This window comes from Psychrobacter sp. CCUG 69069, assembly GCF_021023115.1.
Lineage (GTDB): Bacteria > Pseudomonadota > Gammaproteobacteria > Pseudomonadales > Moraxellaceae > Psychrobacter > Psychrobacter namhaensis.
On record NZ_QQAI01000002.1, the window covers coordinates 45,619 to 65,863 of the forward strand.

The 20,245-nt window shown below is 46.8% G+C and carries 19 protein-coding genes; 12 read left to right on the top strand and 7 right to left on the bottom strand.

From position 1 onward, the window contains the following. The first annotated feature begins 41 nt into the window (after positions 1-41). Together rpsU and DVY93_RS02120 are read left to right on the top strand one after the other, a co-directional pair. Positions 42-257 carry a 30S ribosomal protein S21 gene (gene rpsU / locus DVY93_RS02115; protein WP_010195908.1) on the top strand — a complete coding sequence of 72 codons (216 nt, stop codon included), beginning with the start codon at positions 42-44 and terminating at the stop codon, positions 255-257. Positions 258-456: 199 nt separating this feature from the next. Then, complete coding sequence (locus tag DVY93_RS02120) at positions 457-906, top strand: GatB/YqeY domain-containing protein (RefSeq protein ID WP_193006317.1); 450 nt, start codon at positions 457-459, stop codon at positions 904-906. Positions 907-1,003: 97 nt separating this feature from the next. Here the strand turns inward: DVY93_RS02120 and DVY93_RS02125 are convergent, their stop codons facing one another. Next, positions 1,004-2,713 carry a M48 family metalloprotease gene (locus tag DVY93_RS02125; RefSeq protein WP_230708733.1) on the bottom strand — a complete coding sequence of 570 codons (1,710 nt, stop codon included), beginning with the start codon at positions 2,711-2,713 and terminating at the stop codon, positions 1,004-1,006. Between the two features lie 416 nt (positions 2,714-3,129). On the opposite strand from DVY93_RS02125, the gene DVY93_RS02130 reads away from it, so the two are divergent. From DVY93_RS02130 to thiS, 4 genes are all read left to right on the top strand, one after another. Continuing rightward, positions 3,130-3,588, top strand: a complete 459-nt coding sequence (locus DVY93_RS02130; protein WP_230708734.1) for a sulfurtransferase TusA family protein — start codon at positions 3,130-3,132, stop codon at positions 3,586-3,588. Positions 3,589-3,828: 240 nt separating this feature from the next. Further along, positions 3,829-4,692 carry an RNA polymerase sigma factor RpoH gene (gene rpoH / locus DVY93_RS02135; RefSeq protein ID WP_198334935.1) on the top strand — a complete coding sequence of 288 codons (864 nt, stop codon included), beginning with the start codon at positions 3,829-3,831 and terminating at the stop codon, positions 4,690-4,692. Between the two features lie 51 nt (positions 4,693-4,743). Then, positions 4,744-5,118, top strand: coding sequence for a DUF423 domain-containing protein (locus DVY93_RS02140; RefSeq protein ID WP_193006314.1), 375 nt, complete (start codon positions 4,744-4,746; stop codon positions 5,116-5,118). A gap of 81 nt (positions 5,119-5,199) precedes the next feature. Then, positions 5,200-5,400, top strand: a complete 201-nt coding sequence (gene thiS, locus DVY93_RS02145) for a sulfur carrier protein ThiS (protein ID WP_193006313.1) — start codon at positions 5,200-5,202, stop codon at positions 5,398-5,400. A gap of 265 nt (positions 5,401-5,665) precedes the next feature. Here thiS and hpf read toward each other — a convergent pair whose 3' ends face one another. Together hpf and DVY93_RS02155 are read right to left on the bottom strand one after the other, a co-directional pair. Continuing rightward, the gene (hpf, locus tag DVY93_RS02150) at positions 5,666-6,046 is read right to left on the bottom strand and encodes a ribosome hibernation-promoting factor, HPF/YfiA family (RefSeq protein ID WP_193006312.1); all 381 of its coding nucleotides are present in this window, start codon (positions 6,044-6,046) and stop codon (positions 5,666-5,668) included. A 345-nt stretch (positions 6,047-6,391) separates the two neighbouring features. Beyond that, positions 6,392-8,107: an RNA polymerase factor sigma-54 gene (locus tag DVY93_RS02155; protein WP_230708736.1), complete on the bottom strand. Its 1,716-nt coding sequence runs from the start codon at positions 8,105-8,107 to the stop codon at positions 6,392-6,394. A 319-nt stretch (positions 8,108-8,426) separates the two neighbouring features. On the opposite strand from DVY93_RS02155, the gene DVY93_RS02160 reads away from it, so the two are divergent. After that, positions 8,427-9,326 carry a nitrilase-related carbon-nitrogen hydrolase gene (locus tag DVY93_RS02160; protein WP_230708738.1) on the top strand — a complete coding sequence of 300 codons (900 nt, stop codon included), beginning with the start codon at positions 8,427-8,429 and terminating at the stop codon, positions 9,324-9,326. 94 nt (positions 9,327-9,420) lie between these two features. On the opposite strand, the gene DVY93_RS02165 is transcribed toward DVY93_RS02160, so the two are convergent. The 4 genes from DVY93_RS02165 to lptM form a co-directional block, all read right to left on the bottom strand. Beyond that, complete coding sequence (locus DVY93_RS02165; protein ID WP_230708740.1) at positions 9,421-10,443, bottom strand: tyrosine recombinase XerC; 1,023 nt, start codon at positions 10,441-10,443, stop codon at positions 9,421-9,423. A 62-nt stretch (positions 10,444-10,505) separates the two neighbouring features. Continuing rightward, a complete protein-coding gene (gene dapF, locus DVY93_RS02170; RefSeq protein WP_193006308.1) occupies positions 10,506-11,393 on the bottom strand; it encodes a diaminopimelate epimerase in 888 nt (295 codons plus the stop codon). A 206-nt stretch (positions 11,394-11,599) separates the two neighbouring features. Then, positions 11,600-12,955, bottom strand: coding sequence for a diaminopimelate decarboxylase (lysA, locus tag DVY93_RS02175; protein ID WP_193006307.1), 1,356 nt, complete (start codon positions 12,953-12,955; stop codon positions 11,600-11,602). Between the two features lie 93 nt (positions 12,956-13,048). Further along, positions 13,049-13,465, bottom strand: a complete 417-nt coding sequence (gene lptM / locus DVY93_RS02180; protein WP_230708742.1) for an LPS translocon maturation chaperone LptM — start codon at positions 13,463-13,465, stop codon at positions 13,049-13,051. Positions 13,466-14,099: 634 nt separating this feature from the next. On the opposite strand from lptM, the gene DVY93_RS02185 reads away from it, so the two are divergent. The 5 genes from DVY93_RS02185 to DVY93_RS02205 all read left to right on the top strand — a co-directional run bounded on the left by DVY93_RS02185 (position 14,100) and on the right by DVY93_RS02205 (position 20,191). Further along, entirely contained in the window at positions 14,100-15,332 is a 1,233-nt protein-coding gene (locus tag DVY93_RS02185) for an acetate/propionate family kinase (protein ID WP_230708744.1), read from the top strand. A gap of 129 nt (positions 15,333-15,461) precedes the next feature. After that, positions 15,462-17,609 carry a phosphate acetyltransferase gene (gene pta / locus DVY93_RS02190; RefSeq protein ID WP_230708746.1) on the top strand — a complete coding sequence of 716 codons (2,148 nt, stop codon included), beginning with the start codon at positions 15,462-15,464 and terminating at the stop codon, positions 17,607-17,609. Positions 17,610-17,773: 164 nt separating this feature from the next. Then, on the top strand, positions 17,774-18,673 hold the full coding sequence (locus DVY93_RS02195) for a nicotinate-nicotinamide nucleotide adenylyltransferase (RefSeq protein ID WP_193006303.1): 900 nt from the start codon (positions 17,774-17,776) through the stop codon (positions 18,671-18,673). A 131-nt stretch (positions 18,674-18,804) separates the two neighbouring features. Further along, entirely contained in the window at positions 18,805-19,218 is a 414-nt protein-coding gene (gene rsfS / locus DVY93_RS02200; RefSeq protein WP_193006302.1) for a ribosome silencing factor, read from the top strand. Positions 19,219-19,423: 205 nt separating this feature from the next. After that, positions 19,424-20,191 carry an MOSC domain-containing protein gene (locus DVY93_RS02205; RefSeq protein WP_230708748.1) on the top strand — a complete coding sequence of 256 codons (768 nt, stop codon included), beginning with the start codon at positions 19,424-19,426 and terminating at the stop codon, positions 20,189-20,191. Positions 20,192-20,245: the final 54 nt, after the last annotated feature.

Here is a 20,245-nt window from a genome sequence, read left to right on the forward strand (position 1 = left end):
AAACTAATGCCTTTGTATCTCATCCTAATCGAGGAGTCTTCATGCCTGCAGTTAAGGTTAAAGAAAACGAACCAGTTGATATCGCTATCCGTCGTTTCAAGCGCGCTTGTGAAAAAGCTGGTGTATTATCAGACGTACGTAAGCGTGAGTTTTATGAAAAACCAACGCAAGTACGTAAGCGTAAAAAAGCAGCTGCTGTAAAGCGTTATAAGAAAAAATTACAACGCGAAACTATTCGTACCACTCGTATGTACTAATCGATAATACGATTAGTTAAGTACAAGCGCTACATTAACGCCACTGTTATCCATCGATATCAGTGGCGTTTTTTATGCTACAATTTTTATTATTATTGCTGACACATGCTTTTATGAGAGTCCGCATCAGCAGGCTTTCCCCTTAACATTGAACGAATAGCGTTTCACCCATAAAACTTAACGTACAAGGATAATAACCGTGAGCCAACTCAAACAGACTTTATCAGACAATATTAAAACTTCTATGAAAGCTCGTGAGCTTGAGCGGGTTAAAGTCTTGCGCAATGTGCAATCGGTCGTCAAACAAATTGAGATTGACCGTCAAACAGAACTTGATGATGCCCAAGTACTAGAAGTGCTACAAAAGCAGCTAAAACAGCGTCAAGAGTCGCTCACTATTTTTACAGAAAATGGCCGTGATGACTTAGCGACCAAAGAGCAGTTTGAGATTGATATCATCAATGAGTTTATGCCAAAACAAATGAGTGACGATGAAATTAGTGCATTAGTCAACGCTGAGATCGCTGAACAGGGCGCGACCTCAATGCGTGACATGGGTAGCGTGATGGGTGTGCTAAAGACCAAAACCGCTGGCCGTGCGGATCCTGCGTTAATCTCCAAACTGGTTAAAGAAGCGCTACAGGGCTAATCGTTGTTTGTGGCATCATAAATGCTGCATCGATCGCCACCCCCTTACAACCCATTGCCCGTCATAAAAAGCAACCATCTGTCAAAAAAGCAACCGCCTAAGGCTCAAAGTCTTTGGCGGTTTTTACGGCCTTGATTTCTGCATTAATATTGGCTAATAGCGGACGGGCGCTGCTGGCTTGTGCGGTATTTTGCAGTTTCTCCGTCAGTTGTTTGGCTTGGGTGAGTGAGGTAAGCGCATGATCAAAACGACCACTCCATAGCTGATCATGACTGCGATAGCGTAACGCGTTGATGGTCGCAATCTTGGCCAGCTCTGGTGATGCTGTGGTTTTGGCAAGCTTTTCATTGGCCAGTTGTAGACTCTGCCATGCGTAACGATCGCTCGGTTGCTGCTCAGTCAACGGTTTGAGCAACGCTTGTGCTTTCACAGGTTGGTTACTATTGGTGAGTGCTTCCGCCAAATAAAGGCGCAGGTCACGACGCTCAGGATACAGGCGCTGCTGGCTCTCTAAAATATCAGCGGCCTGTGCCCACTTGCCTTGTTCACTTAAAATCTGACTGTGGGTAATCGATAGCAAGGGCTCTAATCCTTGACGCCGCGCCGCTGGCCACGCTTTAATCTCAGCCAACATCTCCTCGGCGTCTTCAAAGCGCTGCTGCTCACCATACCAGTGCATCAAGGCCAGTTTGGCACCAACGCTATTTTTCGCAGCGGTCGTTAACACTGTCTCAGAGGCGTGCTGACCCGTACTTTGTACGCGCCAATAAAGCAGATCAAATAACGTCTGATAACGTTGCTGCTGGTTTAGTGATAATGAGGGATAGTGCTGCGCGCGACTTTGTGATTCACTCAATCGCTCATTACTGAGTGGATGCGACCGTACAAAGCTTGGTAAAAACCGATTCTCAACTTGATTGAGCTGGCTTTGTTGATTCATCGTGGCAAAAAACCGTGGCATGGCTCTTGGATCATAACCCGCTTGGGTCATGATTTGCATCCCTACTCGATCCGCCTCACGCTCATTGCTACGACTAAAAGCCATACTACTATTCATTGTTGCGGTTTGGCTTCCCATCATTACCGCAGCCGCCGCATCACTATCGACAGCTGACGCTGCAATCGCGGCCAGCATACCGCCTATCTGCATCAGTAACGCTTTTTTACGTTCATCTGCTCCATTCTCATAGTGATGTTGGCTGATGTGAGCGACCTCATGCGCCACGACACTGGCAAGCTCATCCATACTACTGGCGGCCAAGATCGTCCCTGTATTGAGACCAATGACGCCGCCTGGGGCTGCAAAGGCATTGATACTCGGACTGTCAATAATAACCAAGCCCATTGGTGCTTGTTGCCGTGCTTGTGCATTCAGCCGCCACGTCATGTCTTTCACGGTTTCATGAATCCAAGGGTCATGCTCCATCTTGATGCGCCCGTTGACGTTTCGGAGCGACCACTCGCCAAGCAGTTTATTTTGATACTGCTCAGCAAAGCTTAATCCCTGCCCGCGCAAATTGGGTAAACTCAATTCTTCTGGGTTTTGGGATTGCCACGAGTTATAGGCGAATGGCGCCGCTTGGCTATTGCTATTGTTACCGTCATTACTGTTAGCAGCGGTGGTCACCGCCAGCAACGTAGCGGAAGCCACCAGTTTAAGAGCGCGCACTACTGAGATAGCGCCGCCCATTCTTTTTTGCGTATAGAAGGGCGATATCACCTTCAGCGTACGCTTGGCTATCTTGTCTGTATTCAACTGCTTCATGGTCGCCCTATCAAGCATCGACTGTCTATTAGAGTGGGACAAGTGCTTATCCTATACAAGTACAAGTGAGTGATGACAACGTCTTTTTGACTATACGAGCTTATGTATATAAGGTCAATTCTAGTAAGCGTTTGACTACCAATAACCAAGTAGCCCGTCACTGTTGTGAAACATCGTTATGTGATTCTAGAGAATCGAACATGACGTTGACTATATTCAACTGCAATTGTCTACTGGCTATTTGATATAATAACCATCTACAATGATAGGTTTGGCTCGCTATAAAGTAACAGCTTACTGGCTATTTGATATAATAAGCGTCTACAACGATAGGTTTGACTCGCTATAAAGTAACAGCTTATTAGTACAAAAAACTAAATAACGAGATGTTGAAGCCGCCTACTGATAATAAAAACAATATTACCAACCAAAAATTTGATGTTTATAAGGTATATCTTATGTCTGCCGATAGTCAGTCCACCCTCACATATGCACCTTACTCGATAAATTTATCAGCGACCTTGTCTGGCGCTGAGCAACAAGCGGTAAATACCTTGTTAACCTTGTTGCCAGCGAATGATGCGGCAACTTCAATTAGCAAAACAGAAGAGCAATCTACGCTTAATATTGTGCGTTTCGTCGATGGCCGCGGACTTGCTTGTCCCATGCCGCTGTTAAAAACCAAAGTCGCGCTACGTGATGTTACCAGTGGCGAGTCGTTATACGTGGTCGCCACTGATGCCAATTCACAAGCAGATATCACGGCTTTTTGTCGTCAAAGCCAGCAAACAGACACGGCAAGCCCGCTACTACTGAGCCTTCATAGTGTCTCTAATCCACCGCCAGATGGTAGCGTATCATCACAGCGTTTCGATACAATATATCACTTCATCATTACCAAAACTGATAGCAACTAAGTATCGCTATCCTTTACAATTACAACTATAAAGATTTTATCTGACTATTTGCTTAACTATTTAACCAAGGTCAAGAATATGGCTAATACTTCTAATGATGCTGCGAAAACGAGTAAAAAAGACGATGCAGCGCCTATAAAAAATGAGGCCCGGGATGCTGCGTTAAAAGCAGCGGCACAGCGCCCTCCGTATGATTCCAGTGCGCTTGGTGATACCAGCACGCGAGACTTAGTGCCCGCGATGCCCACTCATTTATCAGCGCCAGGGGTGAATTTGGGTGCATATATCAATACCGTTCATCAAATCCCAATTTTGACGCCCGTCCAAGAACAAGAGCTGGCTCATCGCTATTATGACGAGGGTGATGTGGAAGCCGCGCGTCTGCTAGTCATGTCACATCTGCGCTTTGTGATTCATATTGCTCGCAGCTATTCAGGCTATGGTTTACCGCAAGCCGATTTGATCCAAGAAGGTAACTTGGGACTCATGAAAGCGGTAAAACGTTTTGATCCGAATAAAGGCGTCCGTTTGGTGTCTTTTGCGGTGCATTGGATTAAGGCTGAAATTCATGAGTTCGTTATTCGTAACTGGCGCATTGTCAAAGTGGCGACCACCAAAGCACATCGTAAGCTGTTCTTTAACTTGCGTAGCCTTAAAAAGACCAATAATCAGCTGACGCTAGAGGAAGCGGATGCGATTGCTAATGACTTAAATGTCACTCGCAAGCAAGTGCTAGAAATGGAATCACGCCTGACTTCCTATGATGCGTCTTTTGAAGCACAGTCTAGCGATGATGACGATGGCCGTTATGCGCCGCAACTGTTCTTAGAAGATGGGATTGATCCTGCTGAGCAATTAGAAGAAGAGGACTGGGAAGAGAATAATTCTTCAGCCTTAATAGCGGCCATGGGCACGTTAGATGATCGCTCACGTGATATTGTCGAGCAGCGCTGGCTCTCTGAGCAAAAATCTACCTTGCATGAGTTGGCAGCAGTCTACTCCATCTCAGCCGAGCGTGTACGCCAAATCGAAAAAAATGCCATGGATAAGATTCGCGATGCCATGACCATTGACAGCGTGATTTTGCCCGATGACCTTCAATAAGGGCAGCATCCTTTTCGTTGCGATGTGTCTTTAAATAACGCGAGTTTCGCTATGATAAATTGGATAGGTATTGCAGCGACCAATATGGCTATCGCTGTTGGACTAGGAGCGTTCGGTGCGCATGGCCTAAAAAGTATGGTGAGCGCCCAGCAGCTTGCATGGTGGCATACGGCAACCCTCTACTTATTTGTACATGCGCTGGGCTTGCTGCTGGTTGGTCTATTGATTCAGTTCAGATACGCCACGCAAACCACGGCATGGCTATTACAGATTGGCATTCTTATATTTGCTGGTAGTCTATATGCGATGACGCTTGGCGCACCGCGTTGGTTTGGCGCGATTACGCCTATCGGTGGTGTTTTGATGATTATGGGTTGGCTTTGGCTTGCTGTAACGGCTTTTCGCTTAGGTCATTTAGAGACCTAGATGCCAAGCAGTAGTTAGTCAAGTAGACGATAGCGGTAAGTTGGTCAAAAAGGAATGTTTAATAATTTAGGAGCGCGTTTTATGAGTACCATTAGCGTCAATGGCAAGAGTTTACAAACCACCCATCAGACGGTGCAGCTGGTCATCAATGAGCTGGGACTGAGCCAAGGCCGTTACGCTGTAGAAGTCGATGGTGAGCTGATCCCAAAAAGTGAGCTTGCCCAGTTACGTGTCGTCGAAGGTATGAATATTGAAGTGGTACAAGCGGTCGGTGGCGGCTGATGAAGCACGGTGTTTAAAACTAAGACGGCAGCGTCACGTTCGCTTCATTTACTGACGCCCTACCTTACGTGCTAAGACTCGCTTTATTGCTACTCAAGTTTATGGCTCATAAAAAAGACTTCAACGTATGATACGGTTGAAGTCTTTTTTCTTTTTATGCGTCATAGTTTAGAAGCAGTAAAATCGAATAACCTGACTAGTTATACCTTTATTATTTTGTTAGTCGATACTCATTAAATCTTACGCTCACTAAACGTCACTAGCATTATACGGCTGGCGCCACATCAGCGGTGGTGAGGTCTTCATAGCGTCCATCACGCCCTGCACCCTGAGTCTTTTTCCGCTCTTGACGGGTTTTATATTTACGCACCTGTCTATCAAGTTTGTCGGCCATGTCATTAATGGCTTTGTACATATCATCTTCGCAAGACTGAACAAACATTTCTTGACCTGAGACTCGCAAAATCGCTTCCGCTTTGTGGCATTTTTGACCGCCATCGCTCGCGCCGCTGTTGTCTAACGACAAGATCACTTTAATACTTTGTATCTGATCAAAATGACGCTCTACTTTGACAAGCTTTTCACGAACCGCTGTGTCCATAGCTTCGGTAACACTGATATGGTGACCACTGATAGAAACATTCATATTATCGTCCTTTTATTATTACGTACAGTCAACAGATGAGGTGGCATTCCTGCCTTTGTCATCCTGCCTTACCAACAACTGCCTGAGTATTTTTAATAAGAGAGGAACTTATCCTTATATAGCTGCCTTTTTATTAAGAAGTAAATGACTGAGGTAACGTTGTTGGTATGACTCTAATTTGTCATGAAAACTGAATAGTAGCAAGACAAAATATTGTAATTAAATGTAATAAATACTGTTGTTTCCTAAATGTTTCTATATAATCAAAAAATTTTATTTTTTATATTTATCCATGCCGTTTTAAAAGCTATCTGACCCTCCTAATGACTTAGGAAGTCATGTTCATTAATACTTTTGTTTGCGCTGGGTAGATGAGCCGATATTCATCGCTTCCCGATATTTGGCCACCGTCCTTCTGGCGATATCGATACCTTCTGCCAATAAACAATCCTTTATACGGCTGTCTGACAGTGGCTTTTTAGGATCTTCTTCCGCGATGAGCTGCTTAATCATGGCACTGATAGCGGTTGATGAGATATTCCCATCCGTGCTGCTCACGTGTGAAGAAAAGAAGTGCTTTAAAGAAAACAACCCTTGCGGTGTCAAAATGGTTTTGCTGGTGGTCAGACGCGAGACGGTAGATTCGTGTAACTCCACTTCTTCTGCGATAACTTTTAAGATAAGCGGTTGCATGGCAGTGGCACCGTACTGTAAGAAGTCTTGCTGATAGCGCACAATGCTGGTGGCGACTTTGAGTAGGTTTTGATTGCGTTCTTCGATACTACGAATGAACAGCCGCGCATCGGTGAGGTTTTCACGTAGGTATTGATTGTCAGGGCTGTCATCACCGCGTTTGACTAAGTTGGCATATTCTTGATTGACTCGTAGCTTTGGCAGGGTGTCAGGATTCAGACGCACATGCCAGCCTCCGCCTTGTGTATCAGAGTTGCCATCTCCATTACGGCGACGCATAGAGGTGACGAGCACATCAGGAATATCATAGCTGGCAGGCGGCTGAGTGTAGTCGGGCTGATTGCTTTGAAACAGCAGTCCTGGTGAAGGGTTTAAAGTACGCAATAGATTGAGTGCTGGGGTGATGTTCTCAGGAGCAAGCCCCGTGCGCTCAGTGAGGGCTTTGATATTGTTGCTTACCAAATGCTCGCTTGCTGATAGTAACGCTTGCGCTTCTTTTAAATGCTCGGTGTCAGCCTGTAGTTTAGCTAACTGAATCGCTAGGCATTCACTCAAATTGCGCGCCCCCACCCCCAGCGGATCGCAAGATTGAATGATACGTAACACCGCCATTATTTCGTCGTGTTCAACCCGCGTCTCCCACTGGTAAAAACTCGCCATGGTGTCAAAGCTTTGTAACAGCTCGTCGATATCGAGCCGCACAAATCCCATATCATCCATCGCGTCCATCAGATAGGTGGCGATCAGCATGTCTGTCTCTGATAGACGCTTAAAGTTTAGCTGCCAGCGCACATGGTCTTGTATAGTGGCGGAGGTGCCGCCTTGATAGCTATCAAAATCCTCGTCGCTGTTGCTGTTAGCTGACGTGGTAGCAGCAGAGGCATGGTTGCTACTCTCAAAACTGTTGTGGTCAACGTTACTGTCGTCGAAGTTGTTATCGTCAAAGTTACTGTCATCCAAACCACTGTAGTCATCGCTATCCGTCGCTTGATACTCCATCGCCCCATTATCAATACTTGCTGGCTGTAATTTGTCGAAACCATCATTAAAGGCATCACTAAAATCATCATTATACTCAGAGGCATAATCAGAAATTGACTCGGGATCGTCGGATTCTCCACTAAATGACTCCGTGCCCGCACTTTGATTCCAATCATCAAGTGTTAAAGACTCTCCTCTATCATCGGCGTCATATTCCTCTTCGTCATCCTCGATACGTTCTAGCAGAGGGTTACTATCCAACTTGAGCTGAACCTCCTGCGCCAGCTCAAGACTAGAGAGTTGCAGCAACTTAATGGCTTGCTGCATCTGCGGTGTCAGTTTCTGTGAGGTACTCAGCGTGGTCGCCAATCCGAACGACATACTCATGCGTGGTTTATTACACTCCGATGGTGGGGATAGTCTATATATGTAGCCAGTTAAACTGGTGATTTAACCTAATCAGGACATGACGATAGCATTTTTTACCGCAATTTTGCTATGATAATTTATACCCTGCCCAGATACGCTTGTTATGTTCTACTTATAAGACCTTTTAAATTTGTTTATTTCGCCATTCATCGCTGCATTACTCATAACAAAAATCTAATCACAATCGTAAGCGTGTTATAAAAAACAACGAGATAATGGTTTAGTAATGCTAGGGTTAATGACATCAGTCTTAAAACCAACAGCTGGGAAGAATACTATGAGTGACACAACAGAGAATCATCCATTTACCACAGCGGCCATTCAAATGAATAGCCAGCAAGATATAGAGAAAAACTTAACGGATATACAAGCCGCCATTATCGAGGCCCGCAAGCAAGGCGCTAAGCTTGTGGTCTTACCTGAAAACTGCTGTAGCATGGGGCAACAATTTGCCACCGCTGAGCGCTTTGATGAGCTGTCAGCGACGCTCGCAAACTATGCAAACACGTACAATATTTACGTGCTGGTAGGTTCACTACCTTGCGCCTATCGCCCTGATGGTATGATCGTTCCTAATGGTAGGTTACGACAAGTCAGTCAGCTGTTTGCGCCTGATGGCTCGCGGGTGGCGCGCTATGACAAAATTCATTTGTTTACCGCGACGGTTGCGGACAAACAAGGCAGCTATAATGAAGCGGCAACTTTTGAGCCGGGCACACAAACCGTGATGGCTCCGATTGAAGTCAATGATGCGGTTTATCAATTAGGTATGATGGTGTGCTTTGATCTGCGTTTTCCAGCATTGGCACAACGTCTGCGTCAAGCAGGGGCTGATCTATTGAGTGCGCCGTCAGCCTTTACCTATCTGACCGGTCAAGCCCACTGGTCGCTCTTACTGCGTGCGCGTGCTTTAGACAGTCAATGTATGGTGATTGGCGCGGCACAAGGCGGCGACCATGTCTACAAAGACGGTAACATCCGTCAGACATGGGGACACACAGCGATTACCGCTTATGATGGAACGATGATCAACAATTACGATTACAGCGAGCTGGATAAACCCACAGGGGCAAAAGCAGACAAGAATTATGCCTTAGTCATGGCGTCATTAGACAAACAGGCGCAAGTACAAGGCCGCCAAAAACTGCCAATCTTTGATTGTCATCGTTTGGCTTAAAATAACTTAGATAATGAGTAGCCTAAATGGTTAGTAGCTTAGATCACTAGGACAATTACCAACTTAGCTGATTGGTAACGTGGCTGAGTAACGCTTAAAGAGCGTCACTATCACTATGAGCGTGAGTCGCGCGTGGATGGGCGCGGTCATAGACCTGTGTCAATTTAGCAAAATCTACATGGGTATAAATCTGCGTGGTACTGATATCACTATGCCCAAGCATTTCTTGGACGGCGCGTAAATCACCACTGCCCGACAGCATGTGAGACGCAAAACAGTGACGCAATAAATGTGGATAAATATTTTGGGCGATGCCAGCACGGGTAGCGGCAACCTTTAAGCGTTGCTGTACGGCTCGCGTGGATAGCCGTGTGCCGAGTTTTTCACTGATAAACAACGCACTGTCCATCTGCTCCTCCCAGAGGTTACGATGCGGTAGATAGCGCGTAATCGCCTCTGCTGCCTTCGCGCCCAAGGGTATCAAGCGCGTCTTGTTGCCTTTACCAGTCACTCGCACACGCAAATCGGACAAATCTACATCTGCCATATCTAACGCTACCAGCTCGCCCACGCGCAAACCACTACTATAGAGCAACTCAAACATGGCCTTATCACGCAACCACAAGCGAGCTTGCTCTGGGGTTTCAGGAACCTCTTGATCCAGCAGTTGCGTCAATAAATCCACATCGGCAATAGACGGCAGTGGCCTAGGACTACGCTTTAACTGATAGCCGGTGGTTGGATTGATACGTGCTAGGTTTTCTTCAATCAACCATCCATAAAAGTGGCGGATGGCCGACAGCTCTTGCTGAACACTGGCGAGCGCCAACTTATCTTCATCTAAGCGCTGGCTGATGTGTTGGGCCAGCTGACGTTTGTCACAGCGCGTCCATGTCAAACGTTTACCGCGCAAAAACAGCGCCAACTGATTCAGCCCAGAAAAATAAGCCTTTAGCGTGTGTTCTGAGTGATTACGCACTGATAATGTGTTTAGCCAACGATGGACAGGCGATAGTAGTTCACGCAAGGCAGCATCTGCCTCCACAGTGGCTGCCAGCTCAGCTGATAGCCATGATTCCGTCATTGTAGACTGGCTATTTTTACGCGAGATCACCATAAGACCTATCCTGTTATTGGTCTAACAGCACACGTGCACCGTTTACACTATTGCGCCAGACTTTAGCCTTCTGCATTGGGCTTCATACCTGCTTGCGCCATCAGACCGTCGGGGCTAAATACGCCTTCATAGACAAAGGCAGTTGGACCAGTCATCATGACCGAATACCCCGGCTGCCATTTGATAATCATGCTGCCGCCATATAGCTGTGCGCGTATTTCTTCACCTTCATCCAGCCAGCCTTCCCGTATACCGACAGCCACCGCTGCACAAGCGCCTGTGCCACAGGCTTGCGTCTCTCCCACACCGCGCTCATAAACCCGCAGGCGAATATGACGCTGATTCATCACTTGCATAAAACCGACATTCACACGATCTGGAAAAGCAGGATGTGATTCGATGGCTTTGCCCAAGGTTTCGACTTCTGCATCAAGCACATCATCGACTTTGATCACGGCATGCGGGTTGCCCATGTTAGCCACATACAGTTGCACGGGCGTACCATTGACATCTAAATGATAGGCGTTTTGAATCTTAGTCGTGGCTCTGGGCGTAAACGGAATCTCATCCGGCTCAAACTTGGGCTTGCCCATATCGACCTCGACCCAACCATAACGGTCTGTGGTCAATGAAATGATGCCGCTGGCAGTTTCCACCCGCAGACGCTGCTTAAATGACAACTTACGTGCTTGCACAAAACGGGCGAAACAGCGTGCGCCATTGCCGCACTGCTCAACTTCTGTGCCATCGGTATTAAAAATGCGATAGCTAAAATCAACATCAGGACGCATCGGCGGCTCAACAACGAGCAGTTGATCAAAACCAATGCCTAAGTGACGATCGCCCAATAACTGCACCAAATCCTTGGTCAAATCTAAGCGCTGGGTCACCAAATCGATGACCATAAAATCATTGCCCAGACCATGCATCTTAGTAAATTCTATTAGCATACCCTTGATATCCTATCCTATTTTTATGTATGTCTTATATTAGCACGCTGTCAGTTACAATCATAACTATCACTGCTATCAAATACCAAGTGATGTTGACAGCTCAATCTCACTCTATACAATCAGAGTCTGGCACAAAAAAACCCACTGTTATCATCACAGTGGGTTCTCTTTAAGGGTCAAATAAAGAAGTGGTTTTGGCGATGTTACTTGTCTTGCCACAATATTTCATCGACATATAACGCTTCAATTGTTTCGCGCTTACGAATCAATTGATGACGATCACCATCCACCATGACTTCGCAGGCACGCGGACGCGAATTGTAATTGCTGCTCATGGTAAACCCATAAGCACCAGCGCCTGTAACTGCCAAAATATCATCGGTGGCTAAGGATAACAGACGATCCTTGGCCAAAAAATCACCCGTTTCACAAATCGCCCCAACGATATCCCACGCCTGCGTACCCTCAGTATCCAAGCCATTTTTTGGTAGCGTTTCAGGAATCACAGCCATGTCGGCTTGATATAGCGCAGGACGAATCAGATCGTTCATGGCCGCATCGACAATGGCAAAGTTCTTGTGGGGAGTGGGTTTTAGCACATCGACTTGAGTCAATAAGATACCAGCATTGGCCACAATACTGCGACCCGGCTCAAAGAACACCGTCAAGCCAAGCGCGCTAAGCTTCGGTAATAAAGCAGTCGCAAACTCATCGATAGACACCGGCGTCTCATCGATATAACGCACGCCCAAACCGCCGCCTAAATCGATGTGACGCAGCTCAATACCTTGCTCGCGTAGGCTATGGACCAGCTCAATGACTTTATCCAATGCCGCGACGAAGGGTTCGACCTCAGTCAACTGCGAGCCAATATGACAGTCAATCCCAACGACATCGATGTGAGATAAATCCGCTGCTTGCTGATAGACCGCCAGCGCCTCTTCATGGGTAATACCAAACTTATTGTCTTTTAGACCCGTTGAGATATACGGATGAGTCTTAGCATCGACGTTTGGATTGACGCGTAATGAGATTGGCGCAGATTTATCAAGCGTCTTTGCTACCTCGTTGATTAACGCCAACTCACTTATCGACTCGACATTAAAGCAGCCGATCCCTTGAGCAAGTGCAAACTCGATGTCGCTATACGTCTTACCCACTCCCGAAAACACCACACGTGATGCCGCGCCGCCTGCCGCCAACACGCGCATCAGCTCACCACGTGAGACGATATCAAATCCAGCGCCCGCTTGTGCTAATACACCCAGTACAGCCAAATTGGAATTGGCCTTTACCGCATAACATATCTGGTGTTTTAGACTGGCAAAGCTATCGGTGTACGCTTGATAAACCTCTAATATCGCCTGTTTTGAGTACACATAGCATGGCGTATCGTAGTGCTTAACCAGCTCTTTAACACTGACCTGCTCCATATACAACGCCTCATCACGATAATGCAATGGGGGCAAGCAAGCAGTTAAGGCTTTAGGATCGATGTATAATCCTTGTTCGGTCTGGGTGGTGACGGACTCGCCAGCTTGTGGCTCAGAATGACTCATATGAACATCTCTAATGTAATCAGGGTAGCAAGGTTGGAAATCATGTTTTAAGAAAAGCAGCAACGCGCTTTAAAAGTAAATGTTTACTCAGTATCAGTAATCGTTGGGATCACTGCTGGGTTCTGGTAACACAAAATCGGACGATTTTTGGCCATCAGTTATGGGTTGATAGTTATCATCATCGATACCAGCAAAAGCGGCGTCTTGTGGATGGCTGGTACTTTCCAGTACAGCTGAACTCTGAATGGTTTGGTTACTAGCATCTGTCAAATATAGATCGCCTTTTTGTCCGCAGCCTGACAAGCTTAGCATCAAAACACTACCCATAAGAACAGTAGAAAGAGCACGGCGACTAATATGAACGGCGTTGGCGTGCTTAGTTTTTAAAGTGCGGCGTATGGTAAGCATAAAATAGATAACCTGTAAGCTTGCAACGGTGTAAGTATAGTAATAAGTACAGTAAAAGAAAGGCAATACGTAAAAACGGCAGATGCGGCTGTTTTGAATCATAACATTATTACATAAAGCTGTGCGCATACTGGAGACGTCTGCCTAATAAATTTAGTAATTATTCAGGTTTACTATTTAAACCGATATAGGACTGCTGGGATGAATTTAGCGCCGCATCTGTCGGCGTAGGCACAGCACGCAAGGTAAATTTATACCCAGGGTACAGCGATGGCGATATTAATGTGTCAATTTCATTTTGCACTCCCCCTATTATTTTGAATTAACCACAGGTGTAGTTGTACACCGTAACCCGCGTGCAAAACGCATTAAGGTTATTTAGAAAAATTTTCTTACAATTTTTATTGGTTCTACTTTTTTGCTGTAGCGCCCGACAAACACTAGCCACAGTCGGTGTACAGTTGTATTCGACAACCCCCCTTCTCTTGCGTTAACCCTTATAGTTATCGTGGTATAGCCACAAAAATATGTTACATTATGCTCTACCTTGAGGCGGTAGTAAGGCGCTAGCATGCGACTTACAAGCACTTATCAGTAGTGCCAACGCAAAAGGGACTGAAATCAGCAATATACTTGCTCACTGTATATCAGCATGGATGTGGCTGATTTTTATGTATTTAACCGGTATTCATCGATGATGAATCACCATTCATAACATATAATCTAAGGATAGAGTATGAGCGCTAGCCCAACCACCACTTTTGATGACCAAAATACTGACACATCAACCCTGATCAATCCTACCTTAGTTCTCAACTGCGGCTCCTCCTCCATCAAATACGCGCTGATTAGCGATGATAACTCTACTCGTATCACTGGTTTGGCCGAAAACTTAGGTCTTGATACTGCTCGTATCAAACACACCACACTGAATGGTGACAAGCTTGAAATCTCGATCCCAGGTGGCCGTCACAAGTTAGCGCTACAAAAAATCCTTGAGCTATTAGAACAATATCACTTCATCGCGGTTGGTCATCGCGTGGTCCATGGTGGCCGTGAGTATTCTGAAGCTGTCCGTGTCGATGAACACGTACTGGACGAGGTAAAACGCTTAAAAATACTCGCGCCACTACACAACCCTGCCCACGCTTTGGGTATCGAAGCGGTACAGGCGATTTATCCTAATATTCCTCAAGTAGTCGTCTTTGACACAGCCTTTCACCAAACCATGCCGCCAGTTGCTTTTCGCTATCCGCTACCAAAAGCTCTGTATGAAGAGCACAAAATCCGCCGTTATGGCTTTCATGGTACGTCTCATGCCTACGTCTCAGAGCGTGCCAGTGAGATTACAGAGTCTAAAGGCCCACATGGCTGGCTCACAGCGCATCTGGGTAACGGCTGCTCGGCAACGGCCGTTTATGATGGCAAAAGCTTCGATACCAGTATGGGCCTGACCCCGCTTGAGGGACTCATGATGGGTACGCGTAGTGGTGATGTCGACCCAAGCCTACACATACACCTAAAGCGCCAGCTCGGTATGAGCTTGGAAGAGATCGATGCCATGCTCAATAATGAAAGTGGTCTATTGGGTGTCTCAGGGCTATCTAATGATTTACGTACTGTCGAACAAGCGGCCAATGAAGGACATCAAGACGCCAAGCTTGCCATCGAGATGTTCTGTTACCGCGTCGGTAAATATCTCGCCAGCTTGAGCTGTGCGCTGCCAGAATTTACTGGTATTGTCTTTACCGGTGGTATCGGTGAAAACTCAGTGACCACGCGTACGAGCATCTTAGAAGTGATGCGTCATTTTGGTATCAAAGTAAATGCGGACAAAAACGCAAGCCTGTTCGGTGGCAGTGAAGGTAGCTTCCACGCCGATGATAGCAGCATCGAGCTATGGGTGGTACCAACGGATGAAGAGTGCCGCATCGCCCAAGAAACTCGTGACGCTTTGGACTTAGTCTAAACGCGGCCGTTTTGAGTCGTTGCTTAGATCAGCGCTTCTTATAAATAGATAAGTAAGAAGCGCGACGTTTTTCTCATTTCAGCAAGGATGACTTGAGCTGTCAGAATATAATAAACCGTAGGATACACTATGCAAACCATTTTACTTGTTCCCATCAGCCGCGGCATTGGCGTCACGTCAGCCGCGCTCGGCCTGATTCGTGCTTTTGACTACAACGGTATAAAAGCGGGCTTTATGAAGCCATTTTTGCAAGACGACACTCTGGATAAGCAGCGCAGCTTAGACAGCTCAAGTGCCTTAACCATGCACGCTTTTGGTTTAAACCCGCCCGAATCCATCAGTCGTCAGCGCGTTGAGCGCATGATTGGCGATGGCAATCTTGATGACTTGATGGAAGAAGTGGTCGTCAATTATCACACGATTGGTGACGGTCATGATGTGGTCATCTGCGAAGGTCTGGTACCAACCACCGAAACCTCGTATGCCTCACAGATCAACCGTGCCATTGCCCATGCGCTAGACGCCAAAATCATTTTTGTCAGCACAGCTGACACCAGCAAGCCTGCCTATCTGGCCGACAAGCTCGATGTCCACGCTCGCGAGTTTGGCGGTATCGCCAATGCCCGTACGCTAGGCGTGATTTTGATGCGGGTGCACGATGTCCCAAATACCTTTGAGACCCAGCCGGTTGCTCCTGGTGAGGCCATCGTGAGCTTGGACGACAACTTCATGCAGGAAATCCAACGCTTGTCTCCTCACTTTGATACTGAAGCATTTCGCTTAATCGGTGTGGTGCCTTTTAGTGACTCACTGTCTGTGCCTCGCACTTGGGATATTGCCACTGAGCTTGATGCCAAATGGCTCAATGTGGGTGACGCAAAAACGCGCCGCATCAATCGTATTAGCCTAACAGCACGCTCCGTGAACCGCGTGGATGAAGTGTTCAAACGTGGCACTCTAATCGTCGTTCCTGGTGATCGTGATGACTTATTACTGGCCGCTGGGTTGGCATGCATCAATGGCATCCCGCTGGCAGGTTTGGTGTTGACAGGCGGCGTCGAGCCAAGTGCGACGGTTGCTGAGCTATGGCAATCAGCGCTCAAAACGGGCATTCCTGTGATGAGTGTCGAAAGCGACAGTTATGAGACGGTACAAAGTCTGATGCACATGAGCTCTGAGATTCCAAGTGATGATACAGAACGCGCTGAAGAAGTGGCCCGTTACGTAGCCGCACATTTAAATTTAAGCTGGATTAAAGACTACTTCAGCCGCGATTATAAGCCGCGTTTGTCTCCTTCTGCCTTCCGTCATCAATTGGTCAAAAAAGCGCAGCATGCCAAAAAACGCATCGTACTACCAGAAGGCTCTGAACCTCGTACGGTCGAAGCAGCTTGTATCTGTCAAAGCCGCGGCATCGCCAACTGTGTCCTACTTGCGAAGCGTAGCGACGTCGAGCAAGTGGCGAAAAACCGTGACTTAACGCTGCCAGACGGTCTAGAGATCATCGATCCTGATAGTCTCGATATAAGCAAATATGTCGCTGCCGTCGTCGAGCGCCGTAAAGGTAAAACCTCTGAAGATGTCGCTGCTGAATACCTCAAAGATACCGTGTATTTGGGCACCACCATGCTACAGATGGACGAAGTCGATGGCTTGGTCTCAGGTGCGATTCACACCACTGCCAACACCGTCCGTCCAGCGTTTCAGTTGATTAAAACCGCACCGCAGTACTCACTCGTGTCATCCGTTTTCTTTATGCTATTGCCAGAGCAAGTGGTCGTCTACGGTGACTGTGCCATCAACCCAGACCCGAATGCTGAAGAGTTGGCTGAGATTGCTATTCAATCAGCCCAGTCTGCCGCCGCCTTTGGTATCGATCCAAAAGTTGCGATGATTAGCTACTCTACTGGCTCGTCAGGGGCAGGCGCCGATGTCGAAAAAGTCACTCGTGCTACCCAAATCGTACGCGAGCGGGCGCCAGACCTAAAAGTCGATGGACCACTACAGTATGATGCGGCCTCAGTCATGAGCGTGGGCAAACAAAAAGCCCCTGACTCGCCTGTTGCTGGTCAAGCCAATGTCTTTATTTTCCCAGATCTCAATACCGGTAATACCACTTATAAAGCGGTACAACGTAGTGCCAATGTCATCAGTGTTGGCCCGATGTTGCAAGGTTTGAATAAGCCCGTCAATGACTTATCACGCGGAGCTTTGGTCGATGATATTGTTTATACCATCGCCCTAACCGCCATCCAAGCCTATAGCGACCAGATTTAATTGCGTTAGAATTTATGCGTCACCGTACTGCATATCACCGACTATCGTCATGATGGTCGGTTTTTTATTATAGGTTTCTCACGATTTTTGCGCGCTTTTAATGACAGGTACCCACGCACCCTCTACAATAACGCTCTTCTCTCACGCTTTTTGCTCATTTATTTATGCCAAACACTGTCCATAACCGTCATGATAAAAGTCCTACGCCCGCCATTCGTGCCTATTTAGGCGGCTCATTTGACCCTGTGCACGAGGGGCATTTACAAATGGCAATGGCCGTCTATCAACGTTTGTTGCCCATAGCTAGGCTGCAACAGCGCGACCTGCACGTGTCATTATTACCAAACTCCCGCTCCCCTTTTAAGCAAAAAAGCACCGACCCCGTCCATCGTTTGGCTATGTTAAAGCTTGCGACACTCAACACACCGCTACAGATTAATGAGCTTGAGCTGTGGCAGACGCCGCCTGTCTATACCATCGACAGCGTACGCACGCTAAGAGAACGCTATCCAAATGACAGCTTGATCTTTATCATTGGTATGGACAGCGCGCTGAGTTTAGGTCAATGGAAAGAGGGGCTTAGGCTGACTGATTATGTCAATCTCTGGATTTTTAGTCGTCCTAATGCCAGTAGCCCGTCTGATATGGATAACACCTTTTTTGCCACGGAAAAAAGTAATACGTCTCAAGATACCCTTGCCATTCAAGCCAAACTACCCATACAGTTGCAACCTCTCGTCATCGACTCACCGACTGATTTGATAACGCCCTCATCAGACATGCTTAAAGCCAGTAACCCCTTGAAAAATGCTCACCAAGGCCGCATTTATATAGATACGCGCCCGATCAAAGCAGTATCGAGTACCCAAATACGCCAGCAGCTACAGTCGTCAAAAGAGCGTCCCGATATCACTCACTCAGCCGACAGGCAAATGACCTCTGTACCGCCAACAAATGGTATCATGCGCCCTAATAAACCCAATCCATTGGCTAAATGGCTAAATCCTGCTGTTTATCACTATATTATCGCCCATCAGCTATATTCTGCTGCCCAATTCCGTTAAAATCACCTTATCTTTGTCATTTTGCCCATTTTGTCTTTATACATGACTGACGACACCTGAGCAGTTGGACAATCCAAATTAACGATTTACCCTTTTATTTTAAATATTGACGATTCAAGAGATGAAAATTTATGACCAACACCATGACTGAAGAACGCTTAACCGTGTGCTTAAACCTTGTACAAAGCGCGCTAACTGATATGAAAGCGAAGAACATCACCGTATTAAATGTAGAAGACTTGACTGACGTCACCGAACGTATCGTCATCGCTGATGGTACCTCAAAGCGCCATGTACGCGCGATGGCTGATAGTGTCGGCGCAGAAGCAAAGCAAGGCGGCTTTATGCCACTTGGCCGTGAAGGCGGCATCGACTCTGATTGGACATTGATTGATTTGGGCGCTGTGGTCGTCCATATGATGACGCCACAAGCGCGCGAGTTCTATGACTTAGAAGGCCTATGGTCATCACCTGAGCAGTTGGCTGAGCTGGTCGCCACCCCGCGCGAAAAGAAAACGGCAGGTCGTCGCAACAAAAACAAATAAGCGTATTGCGTGCAGTGCGCTTATAACACTCACTTATCATACTAAAAAGACCAGATGCTGATTCTGGTCTTTTTTTTGACTGTCTATAAATAACCCCACTTGTATACTCAATATAAATGGGCTGAAAGCGACCTATGATTGCGATAAGATAATGGCAATCATCAAATCGTATTTGCTAAAAAATGAGCAGCCATTAGGAAACGTAATGCACACCAAATCAGCCGATACCAGCGTACAAATCCAGACGGACTTTAACCAAACCCTGCCCCTGCATATTGCCAACCTCACCTGTGTGCGTGCTGGCAAAGCCATGCCATTCACCCGTGAGCAAATGAGTGCCATCGATAAAACGCCAATCAAAGCACCCGTGGCCGTCAACTTTATGGGTCTGACCACCGATGAGCAAGCGGATCGTAAGCATCATGGTGGCCCCTTAAAAGCGGTGCATCAATTACCGATCGCGACGTACGAGCAGATTAATGCAGCGTTTGGTTTAAAAGTGCGCATCGGTACACTAGGCGAGAACCTCACCACCGAAGCGGTCAATGGTTTACCAGAGATGGATGAGACGACGGTCTGTATTGGCGATGTCTATCAGTATGGGCAATTGCGTGAAGACAAAATAAGCGGTGAGGATGGCGTACAACTTCGTATCGTCCAACCGCGCCGTCCGTGTTATAAGATCAATGACCAAATCGGCCAATTCACCAAAGTGCCAAATATTGCCGCATGGGTGAGTAAGCAAGGCATTGCTGGTTGGTACTTTCAGGTCGTACGTGATGGCCTGATTCATGCAGATTTGCCCGTTTATTTGGTTAAGCGCCCTTACCCGTTTGCCACGCTTAAGACACTATGGCAACTGGCCAATAGTAAAGAAAAATTCGATGCTGATGTCATTGAGCCGTGGCTCGCGATTGAGTGTTTAGAAGACAGTTGGAAAAAAGTGTTGGCTAAGAAGACTCGGCAAGGTTGAACACAAGTCTTAAAACATTAGACATCATCTAATCGCAATACACACGTAAAATAA

Coding starts and splice junctions, on each gene's coding strand:
- DVY93_RS02195 (WP_193006303.1), top strand. CDS start 17,774: ATGCCAAACACTGTCCATAACCGTCATGATAAAAGTCCTACGCCCGCC.
- DVY93_RS02130 (WP_230708734.1), top strand. CDS start 3,130: ATGTCTGCCGATAGTCAGTCCACCCTCACATATGCACCTTACTCGATA.
- thiS (WP_193006313.1), top strand. CDS start 5,200: ATGAGTACCATTAGCGTCAATGGCAAGAGTTTACAAACCACCCATCAG.
- lptM (WP_230708742.1), bottom strand. CDS start 13,465: ATGATTCAAAACAGCCGCATCTGCCGTTTTTACGTATTGCCTTTCTTT.
- dapF (WP_193006308.1), bottom strand. CDS start 11,393: ATGCTAATAGAATTTACTAAGATGCATGGTCTGGGCAATGATTTTATG.
- DVY93_RS02140 (WP_193006314.1), top strand. CDS start 4,744: ATGATAAATTGGATAGGTATTGCAGCGACCAATATGGCTATCGCTGTT.
- pta (WP_230708746.1), top strand. CDS start 15,462: ATGCAAACCATTTTACTTGTTCCCATCAGCCGCGGCATTGGCGTCACG.
- DVY93_RS02205 (WP_230708748.1), top strand. CDS start 19,424: ATGCACACCAAATCAGCCGATACCAGCGTACAAATCCAGACGGACTTT.
- hpf (WP_193006312.1), bottom strand. CDS start 6,046: ATGAATGTTTCTATCAGTGGTCACCATATCAGTGTTACCGAAGCTATG.
- DVY93_RS02160 (WP_230708738.1), top strand. CDS start 8,427: ATGAGTGACACAACAGAGAATCATCCATTTACCACAGCGGCCATTCAA.
- lysA (WP_193006307.1), bottom strand. CDS start 12,955: ATGAGTCATTCTGAGCCACAAGCTGGCGAGTCCGTCACCACCCAGACC.
- DVY93_RS02155 (WP_230708736.1), bottom strand. CDS start 8,107: ATGAGTATGTCGTTCGGATTGGCGACCACGCTGAGTACCTCACAGAAA.
- DVY93_RS02165 (WP_230708740.1), bottom strand. CDS start 10,443: ATGGTGATCTCGCGTAAAAATAGCCAGTCTACAATGACGGAATCATGG.
- DVY93_RS02185 (WP_230708744.1), top strand. CDS start 14,100: ATGAGCGCTAGCCCAACCACCACTTTTGATGACCAAAATACTGACACA.
- rsfS (WP_193006302.1), top strand. CDS start 18,805: ATGACCAACACCATGACTGAAGAACGCTTAACCGTGTGCTTAAACCTT.
- rpoH (WP_198334935.1), top strand. CDS start 3,829: ATGCCCACTCATTTATCAGCGCCAGGGGTGAATTTGGGTGCATATATC.
- rpsU (WP_010195908.1), top strand. CDS start 42: ATGCCTGCAGTTAAGGTTAAAGAAAACGAACCAGTTGATATCGCTATC.